Annotated in this window: 21 protein-coding genes; 20 read left to right on the top strand and 1 reads right to left on the bottom strand. The window is 58.7% G+C overall.

Annotated features, from left to right (window positions below; genetic code table 11):
- The 20 genes from B3Y70_RS09795 to flhB all read left to right on the top strand — a co-directional run.
- Positions 1 to 216, top strand: a 216-nt coding sequence (locus B3Y70_RS09795) for an ATP-binding protein (protein WP_288589703.1), incomplete at its 5' end; no start/stop codon positions are given.
- A gap of 23 nt (positions 217 to 239) precedes the next feature.
- Positions 240 to 1,685, top strand: coding sequence for a sigma-54-dependent transcriptional regulator (locus B3Y70_RS09790; protein WP_288589702.1), 1,446 nt, complete (start codon positions 240 to 242; stop codon positions 1,683 to 1,685).
- 255 nt (positions 1,686 to 1,940) lie between these two features.
- Positions 1,941 to 2,309, top strand: coding sequence for a flagellar hook-basal body complex protein FliE (gene fliE, locus B3Y70_RS09785; protein ID WP_011785472.1), 369 nt, complete (start codon positions 1,941 to 1,943; stop codon positions 2,307 to 2,309).
- A 15-nt stretch (positions 2,310 to 2,324) separates the two neighbouring features.
- Positions 2,325 to 4,031, top strand: a complete 1,707-nt coding sequence (gene fliF / locus B3Y70_RS09780; protein ID WP_286894401.1) for a flagellar basal-body MS-ring/collar protein FliF — start codon at positions 2,325 to 2,327, stop codon at positions 4,029 to 4,031.
- Positions 4,024 to 5,067, top strand: coding sequence for a flagellar motor switch protein FliG (fliG, locus tag B3Y70_RS09775; protein ID WP_011785470.1), 1,044 nt, complete (start codon positions 4,024 to 4,026; stop codon positions 5,065 to 5,067). The genes fliF and fliG overlap by 8 nt, the downstream gene beginning before the upstream one ends.
- Positions 5,067 to 5,957, top strand: a complete 891-nt coding sequence (locus tag B3Y70_RS09770) for a flagellar assembly protein FliH (RefSeq protein WP_022991625.1) — start codon at positions 5,067 to 5,069, stop codon at positions 5,955 to 5,957. The genes fliG and B3Y70_RS09770 overlap by 1 nt, the downstream gene beginning before the upstream one ends.
- Entirely contained in the window at positions 5,938 to 7,329 is a 1,392-nt protein-coding gene (gene fliI, locus B3Y70_RS09765; RefSeq protein WP_286894403.1) for a flagellar protein export ATPase FliI, read from the top strand. The genes B3Y70_RS09770 and fliI overlap by 20 nt, the downstream gene beginning before the upstream one ends.
- Positions 7,329 to 7,772 carry a flagellar export protein FliJ gene (gene fliJ / locus B3Y70_RS09760; RefSeq protein ID WP_011785467.1) on the top strand — a complete coding sequence of 148 codons (444 nt, stop codon included), beginning with the start codon at positions 7,329 to 7,331 and terminating at the stop codon, positions 7,770 to 7,772. The genes fliI and fliJ overlap by 1 nt, the downstream gene beginning before the upstream one ends.
- Positions 7,773 to 7,909: 137 nt before the next feature.
- Positions 7,910 to 8,215 (top strand): STAS domain-containing protein, encoded by a 306-nt coding sequence (locus tag B3Y70_RS09755; protein WP_014421036.1) that lies wholly within the window; start codon positions 7,910 to 7,912, stop codon positions 8,213 to 8,215.
- A 10-nt stretch (positions 8,216 to 8,225) separates the two neighbouring features.
- Positions 8,226 to 9,950, top strand: a complete 1,725-nt coding sequence (locus tag B3Y70_RS09750; protein WP_113878969.1) for a fused response regulator/phosphatase — start codon at positions 8,226 to 8,228, stop codon at positions 9,948 to 9,950.
- Between the two features lie 23 nt (positions 9,951 to 9,973).
- Positions 9,974 to 10,324, top strand: coding sequence for an Hpt domain-containing protein (locus B3Y70_RS09745; RefSeq protein ID WP_011785464.1), 351 nt, complete (start codon positions 9,974 to 9,976; stop codon positions 10,322 to 10,324).
- Positions 10,325 to 10,421: 97 nt separating this feature from the next.
- The gene (locus B3Y70_RS09740) at positions 10,422 to 11,606 is read left to right on the top strand and encodes a flagellar hook-length control protein FliK (RefSeq protein WP_288589696.1); all 1,185 of its coding nucleotides are present in this window, start codon (positions 10,422 to 10,424) and stop codon (positions 11,604 to 11,606) included.
- 181 nt (positions 11,607 to 11,787) lie between these two features.
- A complete protein-coding gene (locus B3Y70_RS09735; protein WP_011785462.1) occupies positions 11,788 to 12,288 on the top strand; it encodes a flagellar basal body-associated FliL family protein in 501 nt (166 codons plus the stop codon).
- Between the two features lie 42 nt (positions 12,289 to 12,330).
- A complete protein-coding gene (fliM, locus tag B3Y70_RS09730) occupies positions 12,331 to 13,329 on the top strand; it encodes a flagellar motor switch protein FliM (protein WP_011785461.1) in 999 nt (332 codons plus the stop codon).
- Entirely contained in the window at positions 13,322 to 13,822 is a 501-nt protein-coding gene (gene fliN / locus B3Y70_RS09725) for a flagellar motor switch protein FliN (RefSeq protein ID WP_014421040.1), read from the top strand. The genes fliM and fliN overlap by 8 nt, the downstream gene beginning before the upstream one ends.
- Position 13,823: 1 nt before the next feature.
- Positions 13,824 to 14,273 (top strand): flagellar biosynthetic protein FliO, encoded by a 450-nt coding sequence (gene fliO, locus B3Y70_RS09720; RefSeq protein WP_273029851.1) that lies wholly within the window; start codon positions 13,824 to 13,826, stop codon positions 14,271 to 14,273.
- Positions 14,274 to 14,277: 4 nt separating this feature from the next.
- On the top strand, positions 14,278 to 15,039 hold the full coding sequence (fliP, locus tag B3Y70_RS09715; protein WP_011785458.1) for a flagellar type III secretion system pore protein FliP: 762 nt from the start codon (positions 14,278 to 14,280) through the stop codon (positions 15,037 to 15,039).
- A gap of 8 nt (positions 15,040 to 15,047) precedes the next feature.
- On the top strand, positions 15,048 to 15,317 hold the full coding sequence (gene fliQ / locus B3Y70_RS09710) for a flagellar biosynthesis protein FliQ (protein ID WP_014421042.1): 270 nt from the start codon (positions 15,048 to 15,050) through the stop codon (positions 15,315 to 15,317).
- A gap of 4 nt (positions 15,318 to 15,321) precedes the next feature.
- The gene (gene fliR / locus B3Y70_RS09705) at positions 15,322 to 16,107 is read left to right on the top strand and encodes a flagellar biosynthetic protein FliR (RefSeq protein WP_022991614.1); all 786 of its coding nucleotides are present in this window, start codon (positions 15,322 to 15,324) and stop codon (positions 16,105 to 16,107) included.
- A gap of 2 nt (positions 16,108 to 16,109) precedes the next feature.
- Positions 16,110 to 17,246, top strand: coding sequence for a flagellar biosynthesis protein FlhB (gene flhB / locus B3Y70_RS09700; protein WP_286893689.1), 1,137 nt, complete (start codon positions 16,110 to 16,112; stop codon positions 17,244 to 17,246).
- Between the two features lie 52 nt (positions 17,247 to 17,298).
- On the opposite strand, the gene B3Y70_RS09695 is transcribed toward flhB, so the two are convergent.
- Positions 17,299 to 18,415 (bottom strand): uracil-xanthine permease family protein (locus tag B3Y70_RS09695; RefSeq protein ID WP_288589690.1); only part of this gene is annotated, 1,117 nt, incomplete at its 5' end.

The raw sequence follows: 18,415 nt of genomic DNA, 5'->3' as shown, positions 1-18,415 counted from the left end.
ATCCGGGTTTCCGATAATGGGCCCGGGTTCGAGCCTGGTGAGGCAGGTCGGATTATGGAAGCCTTCTACACCACCAAGTCCCATGGCACCGGCCTCGGGCTGGCCGTGGTGCAGGCTGTGGTCAAGGCCCATCAGGGCGAGTTTTCGATTTCATCCCCCGGACAGCAAGGCGCCGACGCGATAGTTCGGCTGCCTATTCTGACAGCCCGGTTTTAAAGAACAGGTTGGAGGTGCATAGCATGGCAAAGGCCCAGATTCTGATTGTGGAAGATGACCACGACCTGCGCGAAGCTTTGGTAACGACGCTGGAACTGGCGAAATTCCAGGTGCGGGAAGCGGCCAGCGCTGAAGATGCGCTGGCAAGCCTGGCCCGGGCGCCGGTCGATATGGTGGTCAGCGATATCAATATGCCCGGCATGTCCGGCCATGAGTTGTTGGCGGAAGTTCAGCGCTTGTATCCGGGGCTGCCCATGATGCTGATTACCGCGTACGGCCAGATCAGCCACGCGGTGTCTGCCATGCAATCTGGTGCCATCGATTATCTGGTCAAGCCGTTTGAGTCTCAGGTTCTGGTGGAAGCGGTCAGTCGGGTCGTGGGCGGAAGCCGCCAGAAGGCTGGCGATGAGCCGGTGGCTGAGGATCCTGTCAGCAAACGCATGTTCCAGTTGGCCGCGAAAGTGGCGGCCAGTGATTCCACAGTGATGATTTCCGGTGAGAGTGGTACCGGTAAAGAAGTGTTGGCCCGCTATATCCATCAGCAGTCACCCCGAGCGGATGAGCCGTTTGTCGCGATCAACTGTGCCGCTATTCCGGAGAATATGCTGGAAGCCATTCTGTTCGGTCACGAGAAAGGTGCATTCACGGGTGCCGTTGCAGCCTCCCCAGGTAAATTCGAGCAGGCCAATGGCGGAACCATCCTGTTGGACGAGATTTCCGAAATGGATCTTGGTTTGCAGTCCAAGCTGCTGCGAGTGTTGCAGGAGCGGGAAGTGGAGCGCGTCGGTGGTCGCAAGACCATTCAGCTGGATGTTCGTGTGCTGGCGACCACAAACCGTGATCTGGCGGACTACGTGCGCGAGGGCAAGTTCCGCGAAGACCTTTATTATCGATTGACGGTGTTCCCGATGCGGTGGCAGCCCCTGCGGGAGCGGCCGCTGGATATTCTGCCCCTGGCCCGCTCACTGCTGAAAAAACATTGCCGCAAGATGAAGCTGACCGGCATCACCCTGGCCGAGGATGCCCGTAAGGCACTGATGGCTCATGCCTGGCCGGGTAATGTCCGGGAACTGGACAATGCCATTCAGCGGGCGCTGGTGTTGCATCAGGGTAATGTAATCCACGCTGGCGATCTTTGTCTGGAGCTTGGGATTACCGGTGCCGCTGACTTTGGTGCACCCGCCGAGCCGGCCATTTCCGTCAGGTCCATGGAGGTCCCTGCGGCTGACGTGCCAGACCCCGGGGCCGGGCTGGAAGCGGATTCAGCGGCTGATGAGGCGATTGGCTCACTCGGAGATGATCTGCGCCAACAGGAGTTCCGTATTATTATCCAGACCCTCAAGAAAGAGCGTGGCAGGCGCAACCGGGCAGCGGAGCAGTTGGGCATCAGCCCGCGAACGCTTCGTTACAAACTGGCCCAGATGCGAGATGCCGGTATCGATCTTGATGCGGAGCTGGCCATGGCCTGAGTCAGGGCCTTTGTTGTCGACCTTATACTCCTTCGGGCACCCTTCGGGGTGCCGTTTTTTTACCCGCCTGCCTGGTCTTCTTTTTCGGTCTGGTTTCACTCCTGTCAATTCTTTGTCACGTAGACGCCTTCCACTGTAAAATGCTTTATTAACCCGTTGAAATAAATGGTTTAATTGTTTCTGGCCTGTTGCTTGCTTTCAGTTCATTTGAGTCAGCAACAAGTACAGGCCCGACGGGGCCGCCGGGAGAGTGTGATGGTTCAACGTGCCGACATAAACAATGTTCTGTCTGAGATCCGGAATCTGCGTACCCAGATGATGCAGAACCAGAGGATTGAACAGGATCAGTCCGTACGTGGCCGCATCGATGGCCCACGACAGGTTCAGGAAACCCAGGAAGTTCCCAGCTTCAGCGATATGCTGGGCAAGGCCGTCAACAATGTACACGAGGTCCAGAGTCAGGCCAGTGAACTCAGGACGGCCTACGAAATGGGCGATCCGAACGTGGACATTACCCGGGTAATGATTGCTGCCCAGAAATCTTCGGTGTCTTTTGAGGCTCTGACCCAGGTGCGTAACCGGGTTGTGCGAGCCTATGAAGACATCATGAATATGCCGATCTGATAACGGAGCAACAGCATGGCAAGCGTACCTGCGGAAACCGCCGCCTCTGACCTGCCGGCTACTCAGGAGTCTGATACTCCGGAGAGCCGTAGCAATCTTTTGCTCGGATTCAACCGATTGAATCTGCTGCGCCAGGTCGGGCTTATGGTCGGGCTGGCCGCCAGCGTGGCACTGGGTGTGGCTGTGGTGCTCTGGGCCCAGGAGCCCAATTACCAGCCGGTGGTGGGGGATCTGTCTGCCTACAACCCGCAGGACGTGACCACCATCCTCGACAGCAACGGTATCGATTACAAGATGGACCCCCGCACCGGAGCATTGCTGGTGCCGTCTGAACAGGTCTATAGCGCGCGTCTCAAGCTTGCTGCTGAAGGCGTAACCGACCAGAAGACCATGGGTTATGAGTTGCTGGACCAGGAACGTGGTCTGGGAACGTCCCAGTTCATGGAAACCATCAGCTACCGGCGCGGACTGGAGGGCGAACTGGCCCGGACCATCGCCGCCATGCGTGGTGTTCGAAATGCCCGGGTGCACCTGGCCATTCCCGAGCGTTCGGTGTTTATCCGGGATGCCCGTGAACCGACCGCCTCGGTGTTCCTTGAAGTGTTTGCGGGCCGTCGCCCTGAGCCTGAACAGATTCGGGCCATCGTCAACCTGGTGGCCGGCAGCATTCCGATGATGAACCGGGATCAGGTGACTGTGGTTGACCAGAACGGCAATCTGTTGACGGGCGATGAGGTTCAGGCCGAAACAGACCGGATGAAAGACCAGTATGAATACACGTCCAGGGTTGAAGAGCGGCTGACCCGCCGTGTCGCCTCATTGATTGGCCCGATTGTCGGGGAAGGGCGTTACCGCGCGGAAGTCACCGCCGACCTCGACTTCTCTGCGGTCGAGCGTGCCGAGGAGTTATACAATCCGGAGCAACAGGCGGTGCGCAGTGAGCGCGAGTTGTCTGAGCAGCGTGTGGCGGGAGCCCTGGGTGGCATTCCCGGTGCGCTGGCCAATCAGCCGCCAGGGGCTGCGACGGTTCCGGAGCAGGCCACTGCCGCCCCAGGGGAAGATGGCGCCCCCGCGGCTCCGCCGGTGAATGTCCGGAGTGAATCCACCCGGAACTATGAACTGGATCGTACCGTCAGCTACACCCGTCAAGAGCTGGGTGCGGTCAAGCGGGTGACCGTGGCCCTTGCCGTGGATGACATGAAAGTGGTCGACCCGGAAACCGGCGAGGTGAGCTATCAACCCTGGCCAGAGGCCGAACTGCAACGGCTGAGCATGCTGGTGCGTGATGCGGTTGGTTATTCCGCGTCCCGCGGAGACAGCGTTACCGTCATGAATACGGCGTTTGCCCCAGAGGAAGCGGTGGAGTTTGAAGCTCCGGGCTTCTGGGAGCAGCCCTGGTTCTGGGATTTGATGAAGCAGGTATTGGCAGGACTGGTCATTCTGATTCTGGTTCTTGGCTTGCTGCGCCCCACCCTGAAGACGCTGTCCGGTGGCGGCCGCCGCGAGCGTGGTGAAGGCGGAGAAGAGGGGGAGTATGGTGGCCTTGCTGATATCGAAGGCGGGCAGGCACTACGCGATGCCATGTCGTCTCAGGATGACCTGCTTTTGCCGGGCGCCACAGACAGCTATGATAGACAGTTGAATGCACTCAAAGGCCTGATTGCGGAAGATCCCGCCAGGGTTGCACAGGTTATGCGCCAGTGGGTGAACGTCGATGACTGAAGAAAACGGCCAGTTGCAGGGGGATGCCCCGAAAAAGCCGCAGCGCAAGATTCCGCGAGTGGAGCAGGCAGCGATCCTGCTGATGTCTCTGGGTGAAGCGGACGCTGCTGAGGTGCTCAAGCACATGGGGCCGAAAGAGGTTCAGCGGGTTGGCGTCGCCATGGCGCAGATGAAAGACGTCAGCAAGGACGACGTCACCTACGTGCTTAACCAGTTTGTGGACGCTGTCGGCGGCCAGACCGGTTTGGGGGTTGGTAATGACGATTATATCCGGGCGATGCTCACCCAGGCGCTGGGTGATGACAAGGCCGCGAGCCTGATTGACCGAATCCTGATTGGCGGCAATACCACTGGCCTGGATACTCTTAAGTGGATGGAGCCCCGGGCTGTGGGCGATATTATCCGTTACGAGCATCCCCAGATTCAGGCCATTGTTATCTCCTACCTAGACCCGGACCAGGCCGCTGAAATTCTTGGCACACTTGATGAAAAAGTGCGACTGGATGTGATGATGCGGGTGGCGTCGCTGGAAAGCATTCAGCCACAGGCCCTGCAGGAACTGAACGACATCCTTGAGAAGCAGTTCTCTGGTGGCGCGGCCTCCCAGACCAGTCGGATTGGTGGCGTGAAGCGAGCGGCCGATATCATGAACTTCATGGATCGGGGGATTGAGGGCTCGTTGATGGATTCCATCAAAGACATGGATCCGGATCTGGCGTCCACCATTGAAGACCTCATGTTCGTGTTTGATAACCTCAAGGATATTGATGATCGGGGTATTCAGGCGCTGCTTCGAGAGGTCTCCTCGGAGGTGCTGGTGGTGGCGCTCAAAGGTGCCGACGAAGCCGTCAAGGAGAAGATCTTCAAGAACATGTCCAAGCGTGCTGCGGAGTTGCTGCAGGATGATCTGGAAGCCAAGGGGCCGGTCAAGGTCAGCGAAGTCGAAGCGGCCCAGAAAGACATTATCACCGTTGCTCGCCGTATGGCTGAAGCCGGCGAGATCTCGCTGGGTGGTAGTGGCGAAGAAATGATGTGATGAAAGATTCCGATCAGGACAGCAAGCGCATACCGAAAGAACAGATGACCGCCTGGGAACGGTGGGAATTGCCCCTGCTTGATGAGCGCGGAAACCAGGTTGTCGAGGAAGAGGAAGTCAAGCCGCTGACCGCGGCCGACCTGGAAGAGATTCGCCAGGCTGCCCGCGAGGACGGTTTTCAGGAGGGCCGGCAGGCCGGTTACGCGGAAGGCTTTGAGCAGGGTCGCGCAGACGGGCACAAAGATGGCTACGCCGCAGGCGAGGCGGAGGGGCGGAGCGAGGGCGAGCAGCAGGCAGCGGAGCAGACGCGTCAGGAAGTTGCCTCCCGGATGGAACGGCTGGAGCATCTGATGGGTGAGCTGTTGTTGCCCATCGAGCGCCATGAAGACGAGCTGGAAGCGGTGCTGGTCAACCTCACTACCGTATTGGCCCGGGCGGTGGTCTTCCGTGAGCTCAGCATTGATTCCTCCCAGATTCGCCAGGTGGTGCGTCGGGCTCTGTCGTCACTGCCCTCTACCGCCGATAATCTACGCATTCATATTCACCCCGACGATATCGAGCCGGTACGGGAAGTCACAGAGCGCCTGGAATCACCGGCGGTCCTCATTGAGGACGACTCTCTCATGCCTGGTGGCTGTAAAGTGGAATCGCGCCATAGTCTGGTGGATTACACCGTGGAGAAGCGCTTCCAGCGGGTGGTTCAGGGTATGCTGGAAGAACAGCTGGCGGAGCCTGCCGGTCCGGATCAGGAGGAGCTGGCACCCAGTATGGGGGAGCTGACCGATTTTCACCGGGATGTGCTGAGTGATTCGGGCATGACATCACCGCCAGAATCCGAGTCTGACGAATTCAACGACCAGGGCCGGGACGATGACGTCACGCCTGGCTGAACGGTTACGGCAGCTTCAGGGGGCCATCAGCGACGAGCCGGCGCCAGAATTGTCTGGCCGGCTTACGCGCATGGTGGGCCTCACGCTGGAGTGCGTGGGTTGCCCGATGGTGGTGGGGGACCGTTGTCTGATTCAGGGTGATAGCGCCACCAGTGTGGAAGCGGAAGTGGTGGGGTTTGAGGAAGATAAGGTTTACCTGATGCCGCTGACCGCCATCGAAGGTCTCAAGCCCGGAGCCCGGGTGATTCCTCTGGCCTCGGCCAGCAGGGTACCGGTTGGCCCGCAAATGCTGGGGCGAGTGGTGAATGGTGCTGGCGACCCGCTGGACGGCAAGGGACCGTTGCAGGCAGAGGCCAGAGTGCAGCTGACCGGCGACATCATCAACCCATTGAACCGGGCTCCGGTGCGCCAGTCCATGGATGTGGGAATCCGTGCAATCAACGCGTTGCTGACCGTGGGGCAGGGGCAGCGTCTCGGCCTGTTTGCCGGCAGTGGTGTCGGTAAGAGTATGCTGCTGGGAATGATGACCCGGTTCACGGATGCAGACATTACCGTGGTTGGGTTGATTGGTGAACGGGGCCGGGAGGTCAAGGAATTCATCGAGGACATTCTCGGCGATGAAGGCCTGGCTCGTTCCGTGGTTGTAGCCGCTCCGGCAGATGACTCGCCGTTGATGCGCCTGCGCGCTGCCATGCTCACCACCCGAATTGCCGAATACTACCGCGATCAGGGTAAGCGCGTTCTTCTTTTAATGGATTCTCTCACCCGCTATGCCCAGGCACAGCGGGAGATCGCCCTGGCCGTTGGCGAACCACCGGCGACCAAGGGGTATCCGCCCTCGGTTTTTGCCAAGCTGCCGCAACTGGTTGAGCGCACAGGCAATGGCCGACCCAGCGGCGGTTCCATTACCGCGTTTTATACCGTTCTGACGGAAGGCGACGATCAGCAGGATCCCATTGCCGACGCTGCCAGGGCCATCCTTGATGGTCACATCGTCTTATCCCGGCGGCTGGCGGAAGAAGGCCATTATCCGGCTATAGATGTGGAAGCCTCCATCAGCCGGGTGATGCCCCAGGTGACTGACTCTGAGCATTTCTCCCGGGCCCAGAGATTCAAGCAGGTTTACTCCCGTTACCAGCAGGCCCGTGATCTGATCAGTGTGGGTGCCTACGTGAAAGGCTCCGACCCGGAGACTGACTTTGCCATTCAGCACATAGGCAATATGAGCCAGTTTCTGCAGCAGGGGCTGAATGAAAGTGCTCCTCTCACGGAGGCGATTGAGCAACTGATGGCGGTAGTGCCGGAACGACGTTCACCGGAACGAAGAAAGACGGCGGTGCCGAACCCCGCCGGCAATCGGGATAATGTCTGATGTTGAGATCGAAACGGCTTGAAGTTGTCCTCTCCCTTGAAGAGCGGAAAGAACAGGAAGCGTTGGAACGCCTTGGTGAGGCCCGTAAGCAGGTGGAGGCGCACCGCGAACAGGTGGAGAACCTGGAGCGCTATCAGCAGGAGTATCGTGACCAGATCCGCGCGAGCCAGCAGGGTGTTGTTCCTGTGGCGCGGCTGCAGGCCTGGCAGGCTTTTATCGCCCAGCTGGACCAGGTGATTGCCCAGCAACAGCGGCAGCTGCAACAGGCGGAACAGGTGTTTGAAGCCAGGCGCCGGGAGTGGCAACAGGCCTGGGAACGTCGCCGTGGTATGGAAAAATACATTGAGTCCTGCCGGCAACAGGAACAGCGGGAACAGGATCTCAGAGACCAGAAACTGGCGGACGAAGCTGCCGGTCGGGCCTTTGCCCGGCGACAGCGATAATTTTAGTCCCCGGTGATCTGCATCAGATAACCCGGATGCAATTTCCGTTTATTTGACTATCCTTTACCAGATAAGCTTGCCATCAATGGCTGGCAGCGAAGGAAAGTCATTGGTGGAATGTGCCGGGAGGTTCAGGAATGCCTATAGAGACACGCCGGAGCGATGACGGCAAGACCCTCACGATCTGCGTGGAGGGGCGGTTCGATTTCAGTACCCATCAATCCTTTCGGGATGCCTACGAGCACAGCGAACCCACCGTCAGCCACTACGTCATTGATCTTTCAGACACCACTTACCTCGACAGCTCTGCTCTGGGCATGTTGCTTCTGTTAAGGGATCATGCCGGCGGAGATGGCGCCCGCATCTCAATCGAGAATTGCAACAGCGATGTCCGGCGAATTCTCTCCATTTCCAACTTCGAGCAGTTGTTCAGCATTCGCTGAGGCGATTCCCTTGAAGGTACTTCTTGCCGAGGACAGTGCCAGCGACAGGTTGATTCTGGCGCGGCTGGTAAGCCGCCTGGGCCATGCCGTGATTGAAGCCGAAGACGGTACCGAGGCGGTGGATCTGTTCCGGGAGACCCAGCCGGATCTGGTGTTGCTGGACGCCCTGATGCCGCGGATGGACGGAATGGAGGCCGCTCGTCAAATCAAGGCTCTGGCAGGCGAGCGCCTGGTGCCGCTCATCTTTCTCACCTCCCTGTCCGGGGCGGGCGATCTGGCCCGGTGTCTTGAGGCCGGCGGCGACGACTTTCTCGTCAAACCCTACAATCGCGTGATTCTTGAAGCGAAGATCAACGCGTTTAATCGTATGAGGGGGTTGCACCAGGCATTGTCGGACCAGCGTGACCATATTCGGCGCCAGAATCAGCAGATGCTGGACGAGCAGCGCACGGCGCGGCGGGTGTTCGATAACATTGCCCATACCGGTTGTCTGGATGCACCCAACATCCGCCACCATGCATCCCCCCTCTCGGTTTTCAACGGTGATGTATTGTTTGCTGCTCAGCGCCCCGGGGGCGGCACTCTGGTGTTTCTGGGTGATTTCACCGGGCACGGATTACCTGCCGCCATTGGCGCCATGCCGGTTGCTGAAATCTTCTACGGGATGGCGGCCAAAGGCTTTGGCGCCCCGGATGTCCTCCGGGAAATTAACCGCAAGCTTCGGCGAATACTGCCGGTAGGAATGTTTTGTTGTGGTTTGATGGTTGAGGCTGACTTCAAACACAACAGCCTGCGTGTCTGGAATGGTGGCTTGCCGGATGGCTGGCTGTTGCGTGCCGGAGGCGACCGTGTCGCCGTTCCGTCCCGGCATCTGCCACTGGGTGTCCAGGAGCCGGACCAGTTTTCGGCCTCCATGACCGTGCTGGATGCGGCACCGGGCGACTGGCTGGTGATGATGACCGACGGGCTCCCCGAGGCGCCCAATAGTGGGGGTGAAAGCCTGGGCGAGGAAGGTGTCTTGAGCGTGCTGGCGGGTCTGGAAGCAGGGCAGGAGCCGTTCGAGGCTCTGCTGGCGCGAATGCAGCAGCATACCGGTAAGCCAGAGCTGGCTGATGACCTGACGCTCTGCTGCCTGCAAATGGTCCGGGCGGAGGCGCCAGAGGCAATGCCCGACAAGATTCCTGAATCGGCGTTGACGGGCCCGGCGGACTGGCGCTGCGTCTATGAGCTAAGGGAACAGACTCTGGCAGACTTCAACCCTCTGCCGCTTTTACTGCATATCTGTATGGAGGTGCCCGGACTGAGGAGCCGAAGCGGCGAGGTCTACACCCTGTTGTCGGAACTCTACAACAATGCTCTTGAGCACGGTGTTCTGGCCCTGTCCTCAGAGTGGAAAACGTCACCTGGCGGTTTCAGCCGCTATTACCAGGAGCGAACGCGCAGACTGGGGAACACCGATGGGCATTTCATACGGTTTTCTCTTGAGCATCAGCCCAGGGAGGGTGGAGGTACCCTTACCGTTGTCTGTGAAGACAGTGGTGATGGTTTTGATTTCACTGAATATTCTGACACAGTGATGCAACAGCAGGCGGCTTCAACCGGCCGATACGCGGGCCGGGGACTTGAGATCCTCCGGCGTATGACGCGAAATCTCAAGGTTCACGGCCGGGGCAATCGCGTGGAAATCGTCTATGATTGGTGGTTCCCCGACGCGGCCATAATCAGTGGCGCCTGAGTGCCGACAAACGAGGATAGCGAATGAACGACAAACCCCATCTTGACGTGGAGGCGCTGGCCGAACTGCAGGATGTGATGGAAGACGAGTTTGATGTCCTGATCCAGACCTACCTGGCAGACTCCCGTTCACGCATTGACGGCCTGAAAGAGGCGCTGGCAACGGCCGACCCGGAGCACTTCGCCAAGACCGCGCACAGCTTCAAGGGCAGTTGCATCAATATCGGTGCTCCCAGGCTCGGAGGCCTGTGTTTTGAGGCCGAGCAACTGGGCAAGGACGCCACTCTGGAACAGGCCCCTGCAGTGCTTGAACGGATTGAGGCCGAGTTTTCGGAGGTGGCTCGACGTTTGCAAAACTTTGGCCAGGAGGCCTGAACGTCAGCCCGTGTGAAGGTTTGGCACCGCTTTTGCAGCTCTCAGGAAAACGCTCCGAACAGGGGCTACCTGAGATCTAAAGCGGCAAGAGGTTGCCATGCAACAGACCATACTTCCCCAGGCACCGGCGAAAACGAGTCAGCCAGAGGTCGGTGCAGCGAAATCGCAAGGCCGGAAGGACCCGGAGGCCGGTGACAGTCGTTTTGACGAGCTGTCCAGGGCCGAGCAGAAGCGGATGGATGCCAAGCGCGCCGAACGTCGGGATCAGGCTGATGCCGCGCAGGAACGCAAGGCGGCCGACCGGGCCGATGAGAAAGCCGAAGCGTCCGGTACCCGGCCAGAAAAAAATGATACGCCCACTGACCAAAAGCAGGTAGCGGACTCCGATTCACCGGCCCGTCCTTCCTCGGCCAGTGACACCAGCAATACCGGCGATACTGAGGCAGACGATGCCCTGGTCGTTGCCGAACCGCTGATGCCCCTGACATTCGCCAATCTTCAGTCGCTGTATCCTGCAGCCGCCAACCAATCCGGTACGGGCGGACCTGAGAGCCTGGCATCAAATATGGCGCTCACAGGAACTCAGGCCACTCCCGGACTGATCAAGGGCCTGCCGGGGCAAACATCTGCCGGGGGAGGCAGCACCGCTCTGGCTCCGGGCATGCAGCTAACCGACCTGCTTGCCGGTGCGACAAGCGCTGAGAGCGCCCGTCCCGTTGATCCGACCAGTCTGCTCTCCAATCCCAGATTCCAGAGTGTAATGGATACCGCAGCGCAGCAGGCAGCACAGCCCGGGAAACTGGCTGCGGACGCCAACATTCCGCTCCGGGGCTACACCACCTCGGTGGATGTGCCGGTTGGACAGGCGGAGTGGGGCGACAAGGTCATGGGCAAGCTCAGTTGGCTGACCGCCCGCAATATGTCGGTTGCCGAAATACACCTCACGCCTCCGGATATGGGGCCAATGGAAGTCAAGGTAAAAGTCCACAACGATCAGGCCAGCGTCACCGTGCATGCGGCCAACCCGGTGGTGAGGGAGCAGCTCGAACAGCACTCCCACCGGCTCCGCGACATGCTGGGTGAACAGGGGTTGTCCCTGGGGCAGTTTGATGTCTCTGACCAGGGCGGTCAGCAGGCCGGTGGCGAGAGTGGTGAGGCCGGTGAGAGCGATGGTCGGTCTTCTGGTGGATCATCACTGGCCAGCCACGATGCTGATGCAGAGTCGTTGAGCACCGGCCAGCTTGATCTGGGCTGGCGGGGTGAAGTGGACGTCTTTGCCTGAGTCCGGATGATTTCTGACCAATTCAGCCTGCTGTCTTCCGACTTCTTTGCCCATCCCCTCCGGCAACGCTAAACTGCGGTTCTGAATACAGGGGATGGGCTGTCTGGCCCGGCCTTTGCATCACATCAGCGAAAGGTTGTTCGGAGCTTTCCGGACGCCAAAAAAGTGACAAGCGAGTGTTATGGCCGAAAATACTGCGACCGAAGCGCCTGCCAAAAAAGGCAAGCTGAAACTGATCATCATGCTGGTGATCATCATTATCCTGGCGGTGGGCCTTTCCGTGGTCGGGACACTCTGGTTCCTGGGCGGAGGATTGCCCGGCGCAGATGACGCCGAAACCACGACTTCGGCAGAGCCCGCGTTTGTCGCCAGCAGTTATACCGAAATTGAGAAAGCCCTGGTGACCACCGTTCAGGCTCAGGGTCGACAGCGCTATGCCCAGGTCTATGTATCATTCGAAGCCAAAGATCCTGCTGCACTGGCCGCCGCTGACGTTCATATGCCGCTTATCCGCAGCCAACTGGTGATGGTGCTGGGCAGCAGCGACTTCATGCAGTTGCAAACGCCGGAAGGTCGTCAGACGCTGGCCGACAGCATGCTGCAGACTGTGAATCAGGTGCTGGAGCAGGAAGGGGAGCCGGCAATCGACCGGGTATTGTTCCGGAATTTTGTGGTTCAGTAATCATACCGGGCGGATAACCAACAGTTAGGGGCAGGAACAGGTATGCAGGATTTACTGTCACAGGACGAGATCGATGCCCTCCTCCACGGGGTGGATGATGGTGACATCGATACCTATGAAGAGACCGATGATACCGGCGTAAAGAACTACGACCTCGCCAGTCAGGATCGGATCGTCCGTGGCCGCATGCCAACGCTCGAGATGATCAACGAGCGTTTTGCCCGCTATACCCGTATCAGTCTGTTCAACCTGCTGCGCCGCAATGCCGATGTCTCCACCGGCGGCGTCCAGATCATGAAGTTCGGTGAGTACATCCATACCCTGTACGTGCCCACCAGCCTTAACCTGTGCAAGGTTCGCCCGTTACGCGGTACATCCCTGTTCGTGCTGGACGCCAAGCTGGTGTTCAAACTGGTGGACAACTTCTTCGGTGGTGAGGGCCGCCATGCCAAGATCGAGGGTCGGGAATTCACACCGACCGAAACCCGAATTGTGCAAATGGTACTGAATCAGGTCTTCCACGATATGAAAGAAGCCTGGCACGCAGTCTTGCAGGTGGAATTCGAATACCTCAGTTCGGAAGTCAACCCGGCCATGGCCAACATCGTCAGCCCGAGCGAAGTGGTCGTGGTCAGCACCTTCCATATTGAACTCGATGGGGGGGGCGGCGAACTTCATTTCGCACTGCCGTACTCCATGATTGAGCCAATCCGCGATGTGCTGGATGCGGGTGTGCAGAGTGATATTGATGATGTCGACGAACGCTGGGTAAACGCCTTGCAGGAGGACATCAAAGAGGTCAATGTGCCCATCAATACCACCGTCTGCCGGCGCCGCATCTCTCTGCGTGACATTGCCCGGATGAAAGCTGGCGATGTGATTCCGGTAGAGATTCCCGAGCACCTGACGGTGACCGCCAATGGTATTCCAATCTACAAGGCAACGCTGGGCACCCGCGACGGTAAGCTGGCGCTGAGGATTCACGACCGGGCCAAGTTGCCCAAGGTAAAGAAACAACTGAAGGTGGGACGCAATGGCTGACGACGACAAGAAAGACGAGCAGGAACTCAGCGAAGACGAAAAGCTGGCGGCCGAGTGGGAAGCAGCAATGGACGAGTCTGGCGATGCAGAGGGCTCCCGGGAAGACGAGTGGGCAGCGGCTATGGCTGAGGCTGAAGGTGGCGACGACCAACCTGAAGCCGAACGCCAGGACGTGCGCACCGCGCCCATGGAGGAGTTTGGCGCGGACCAGGGCGCTGGTGGTGGCGAGTCTCCGGACATCGACGTGATCCTGGATATCCCCGTCACTATCTCCATGGAAGTGGGCAACACCCAGATTCCGATACGCAATCTGCTCCAGCTGAACCAGGGCTCGGTGATCGAACTGGACCGGCTGGCGGGCGAGCCTCTGGACGTGCTGGTTAATGGCACCCTGATCGCCCACGGTGAGGTGGTCATGGTCAATGAGAAGTTTGGTATCCGGTTGACGGACGTGATCAGTCCGGGTGAGCGAATCAAACGGCTGCAGAAATAATATGGCAAGACTGACGGGCTGGTTGCTGTTGTGGGCTCCGCTGCCGCTGTTGGCCGAGGAAACGGCAAAGGCGGGCGAAAACGCTGCCTCTGGTGGGCGTGCCCCGGATACTGTAGCGACGATACTGAGCCTGGGAGCGGGCCTGTTGGCGGTGGTGGCCATCATTTACGGTTGTGCCTGGCTGATCCGTCGGATGGGCGGCATGACCGGTATGAACAACAACGCTATCAAGGTGGTGTCTGTGCTGGCCATCGGTGCCAGGGAACGTATTGCGCTGGTGGAAGTGGGTCAGCAGCAGATTCTGCTTGGTATTACTCCCAGCACGATCAGGACCCTGCATGTATTTGACCAGCCGGTGGTGGATGCCGGCAATGCCGGCTCCAGTGACTTCGCCCGCAAGCTGCAGTCCATGATTGGCAAATCCTGGTCAGCGCCAGAGAGGAAAGACTAACGTCATGGTGGTGGCCATTCTCAAACGCGGTTTTCCCTGGCTTGCGCTGATTGCCGGCCTTTGTCTTCCCGCCCTGGCCCAGGCTGATCTGCCCGGCATTCCGGCATTTACGGTTGAGCCCGGCGAGAACGGCACCGAGGAGTACTCGGTAACCCTGCAGATCCTGGCGTTGATGACCGCGCTGACTTTCCTGCCGGCCATGCTGATGATGATGACCTCGTTTACCCGGATCATCGTGGTCTTTGCGATTCTTCGTCAGGCTCTGGGGCTACAGGCCACACCCTCCAACCAGATCTTGCTGGGGCTGGCGCTGTTTCTGAGCATTTTTATCATGAAGCCGGTGCTGGAAGAGGCGAACCGGGTGGGCCTGCAACCATACCTGCAGGAAGAGGTGACTTCACTGGAGGCGGTGGAACTGGCCAGCCAGCCGTTTCGCAAGTTTATGCTGGAACAGACTCGAGAAGACGACCTGGCGCTGTTCATGAGGATTGCCGATGTTCAGTATGAAACACCGCAGGACGTGTCTTTCTGGATTCTGATGCCAGCGTTTGTCACCAGTGAACTGAAGACGGCGTTCCAGATCGGGTTTATTCTGTTTATACCATTCCTGATCATCGACATGGTGGTGGCCAGTGTTCTGATGGCCATGGGTATGATGATGCTGTCACCCATTATCATCTCGCTGCCGTTTAAAATCATGCTGTTTGTGCTGGTGGATGGCTGGGCCCTGATCATGGGAACTCTGGCCGCCAGTTACGGGATCTAGGAGGTATCATGACTCCGGAAACGGTTATCGACATACTGCGAGAAGCGCTCTGGCTGATTGTTTTGCTGTCTGCCGTCATCATCGGGCCGGGGCTGGCAATTGGTCTTGTGGTCAGTACCTTCCAGGCTGCCACCCAGATCAACGAACAGACCCTCAGTTTCCTGCCTCGCCTCCTGATCACACTGATCGTGATCATTGCCGCCGGGCCCTGGATGCTGACCACCTTGCTGGACCACGCCAACGGGCTGATCTCCCGCATTCCCTATCTGATCGGCTGAGCCCATGCTGCCGGCGGAGTTCAGTGCAGATCTGATCGGCCAGTGGGTGGGGCAGCATATCTGGCCATTATTCCGGCTGGCCAGTTTTCTCATGGTCATCCCTATTTTCGGTACTCAACTGGTGCCTGCGAGGGTGCGGCTGGGGCTGGCGCTACTGATGACCATCCTGATTGTGCCCATGATCCCTCCCGTTCCCCAGGTGGAAGCGCTCAGTGCCGACGCGGTCGTCATCACGCTGCAGCAGATCCTGATTGGTATCGGCCTGGGCTTCGCGCTGACCGCACTCTGGCAGTTGTTTGTGATCGCCGGGCAGATGATTGCCATGCAGATGGGCCTGGGCTTTGCCTCCATGGTAGACCCCGCCAATGGTGTTAACGTGCCAGTGTTGGCTCAGATCTACACCATCACCATTACTTTGCTGTTTCTGGTGATGAATGGCCATCTGGTGGCCTTCGAGGTGTTCATCGAGAGTTTCTATACCTTGCCTATTGGCCTGGAGGGGCTGGGGCAGGATGGTGTGTGGGCGCTGGCCCATCGCATTTCATGGATGTTTGCCTCTGCCATGTTGCTGGCATTGCCGGCCGTGACTGCGGTTCTGATTGTGAACATCTCTTTCGGTGTAATGACCCGTGCGGCGCCTCAGATGAACATCTTCGCCCTCGGCTTTCCGATTGGCCTGATTTTTGGGTTGTTTGCTATCTGGGTCTTACACGCCAATTTCCTGCCACACTTCGATCAGTACACGCGGGAAACGTTTGATTTCATGCGCGCTCTGCAAGGGCAACCCTGACCATGGCCGAAGAGAACGACAACAGTCAGGAAAAAACCGAAGAGCCTACCCCCCGACGCTTGGAGAAGGCCAAGGAGGAAGGCCAAACGGCTCGTTCCAAGGAACTCGCCACCATGGCGGTATTGCTGGCCGGTGCTGGCGGGCTTCTGATTTTTGGTACGTCGCTTGGCGCTTCTATTGAGTCCATCATGCGCGACTCCTTCGTAATCGAGCGCTCAGCGATTTTTGATACCCGGCATATGAGTGTTCAACTGATACTGGCGGCCAAAGAGGCCGCCTGGGCGCTGTCACCGATACTGGTGATGTTGCTGATTGCCGCCGTTGCTGGCTCCATTGGCATCGGCGGTCTGCTGTTCAGTGCCAAGGCCATCGCACCGAAATTCAACCGGATGGATCCGATCAAGGGCCTGGGACGAATGTTCTCCATGCGCTCCCTGATCGAGCTGGTCAAGGCGATTGCCAAGGTGGGCCTGGTGATGGCGGTCGCCATCCTGATTCTGAACCTTCGCACCGAAGACTTGCTTGCGATTGCGGAAGAACCGACCGTACCTGCCATGGAGCACGTACTGTGGACGCTGGGCTGGAGCTTCTTCTTCCTGTCCTGCGCCACCATTGCCATTGCCGCCATCGATGTGCCTTTCCAGATCTACGATCACCAGAAAAAGCTCCGTATGACCAAGCAGGAGGTCAAGGACGAGTACAAGGACACCGAGGGCAAGCCGGAGGTCAAAGGCAAGATTCGCCAGCTCCAGCGGGAGATGGCCCAGCGCCGGATGATGCAGGACGTTCCCAAGGCCGATGTGGTGATTACCAACCCGACCCACTATGCCGTGGCATTGAAGTACGATCAGAAAACCATGGGCGCGCCAGTGGTGGTGGCCAAGGGGGCAGACGAGGTGGCCTTCAAGATTATGGAAATTGCCAGGGAGAACAAGGTCGAGGTCCTGCGAACACCGCCACTGACACGGGCGGTGTATCACAATACCGATATTGGTGAAGAGATTCCGGACGGCCTGTACATGGCCATTGCTCAGGTGCTGGCCTACGTCTTCCAGCTGCGTCAGTTCCGCAAGGGCCGTGGGCCGAAGCCCGGCATGCCGGACTTCCCGATTCCGCCCGATATGCGGCGCGATATCTGAAGCCCTCTATTCCGGGGATCGGAATAGAGGCAGGATATTGCTTTCCGCGGGGTCAGCTGGATTCGTGCTCGTGAATCCGCTTGCCCCAGGCTTCCCGTTCGCCCGGCAGGATCAGGTTAAGGATGATGGCAACCACTGCGCACAGGGCGATGCCTTCCAGTTGGCCCAGCGCCATGTTGCCGATACCAAAGACCAGGGTCACGCCTACGATCACCAGATTACGGGACTGGGACAGATCCACCTGATGTCGGATCAGGGTATTCAGGCCCACTACGGCGATTGAACCGAACAGCAGGCAGAGGATGCCGCCCATAACCGGTACCGGAATGGTCTGCAACGCGGCGCCGAACTTGCCGACAAACGCCAGAACAATGGCAACCACCGCCGCCCACCACATAACTTTCGGGTTGAAGTTCTTGGTCAGCATCACCGCACCGGTTACCTCGGAATACGTGGTGTTGGGAGGACCGCCAAGCAGCGAGGCAGCGCTGGTGGCCAGACCATCACCCAGCAGGGTACGGTGCAAGCCCGGTTTTTCCAGATAGTTCTTGCGGGTAACGTTACCGATGGCCAGAACGTCGCCGATGTGTTCGATGGCTGGTGCGATGGCGACCGGAATCATGAACAGGATAGCGCCCCAGCTGAACGCCGGTGCTACGAAGTTTGGCATTGCCAGCCACTCAGCCTGCTGGATCGGCGTTGTGTCAACAATGCCCATGATGGCAGAGAGAAGGTAACCCACGAGGACACCGAACATGATCGGGATCAGCCGGAAAATGCCCTTGGCCCAGACCGACATGATGATGGTCACGGCCAGAGAGATCATGGCAATCCATATGGCAGTGTTGTAGGGCACCAGCTGAGTCTGGCCGTCACCGGTTTTGCCCGTAGCCATAAACACTGCTACCGGAGCCAACCCCAGGCCGATGGTCATGATGACCGGTGCAATCACCACCGGAGGCAGCAACCGGGTAATGAAGCCGGTACCACGCAGGCGAATCGCCCCGGACAGAATGATATACAGAATGCCTGCGGCCATCAGGCCACCGAGGGTTTCTTCCAGGCCAAAGCGGCCTTTGGAGGCCAGCACGGGCGCGATGAACGCGAACGATGAAGCCAGGAAAATCGGGATCTGGCCACCGGTCACAATGTGAAAAATCAGAGTGCCC

The sequence above is a fragment of the Marinobacter sp. UBA5687 genome, from assembly GCF_002420325.1.
Classification (GTDB): domain Bacteria; phylum Pseudomonadota; class Gammaproteobacteria; order Pseudomonadales; family Oleiphilaceae; genus Marinobacter; species Marinobacter nauticus.
This window is presented reverse-complemented; position numbering and strand designations above follow the sequence as displayed.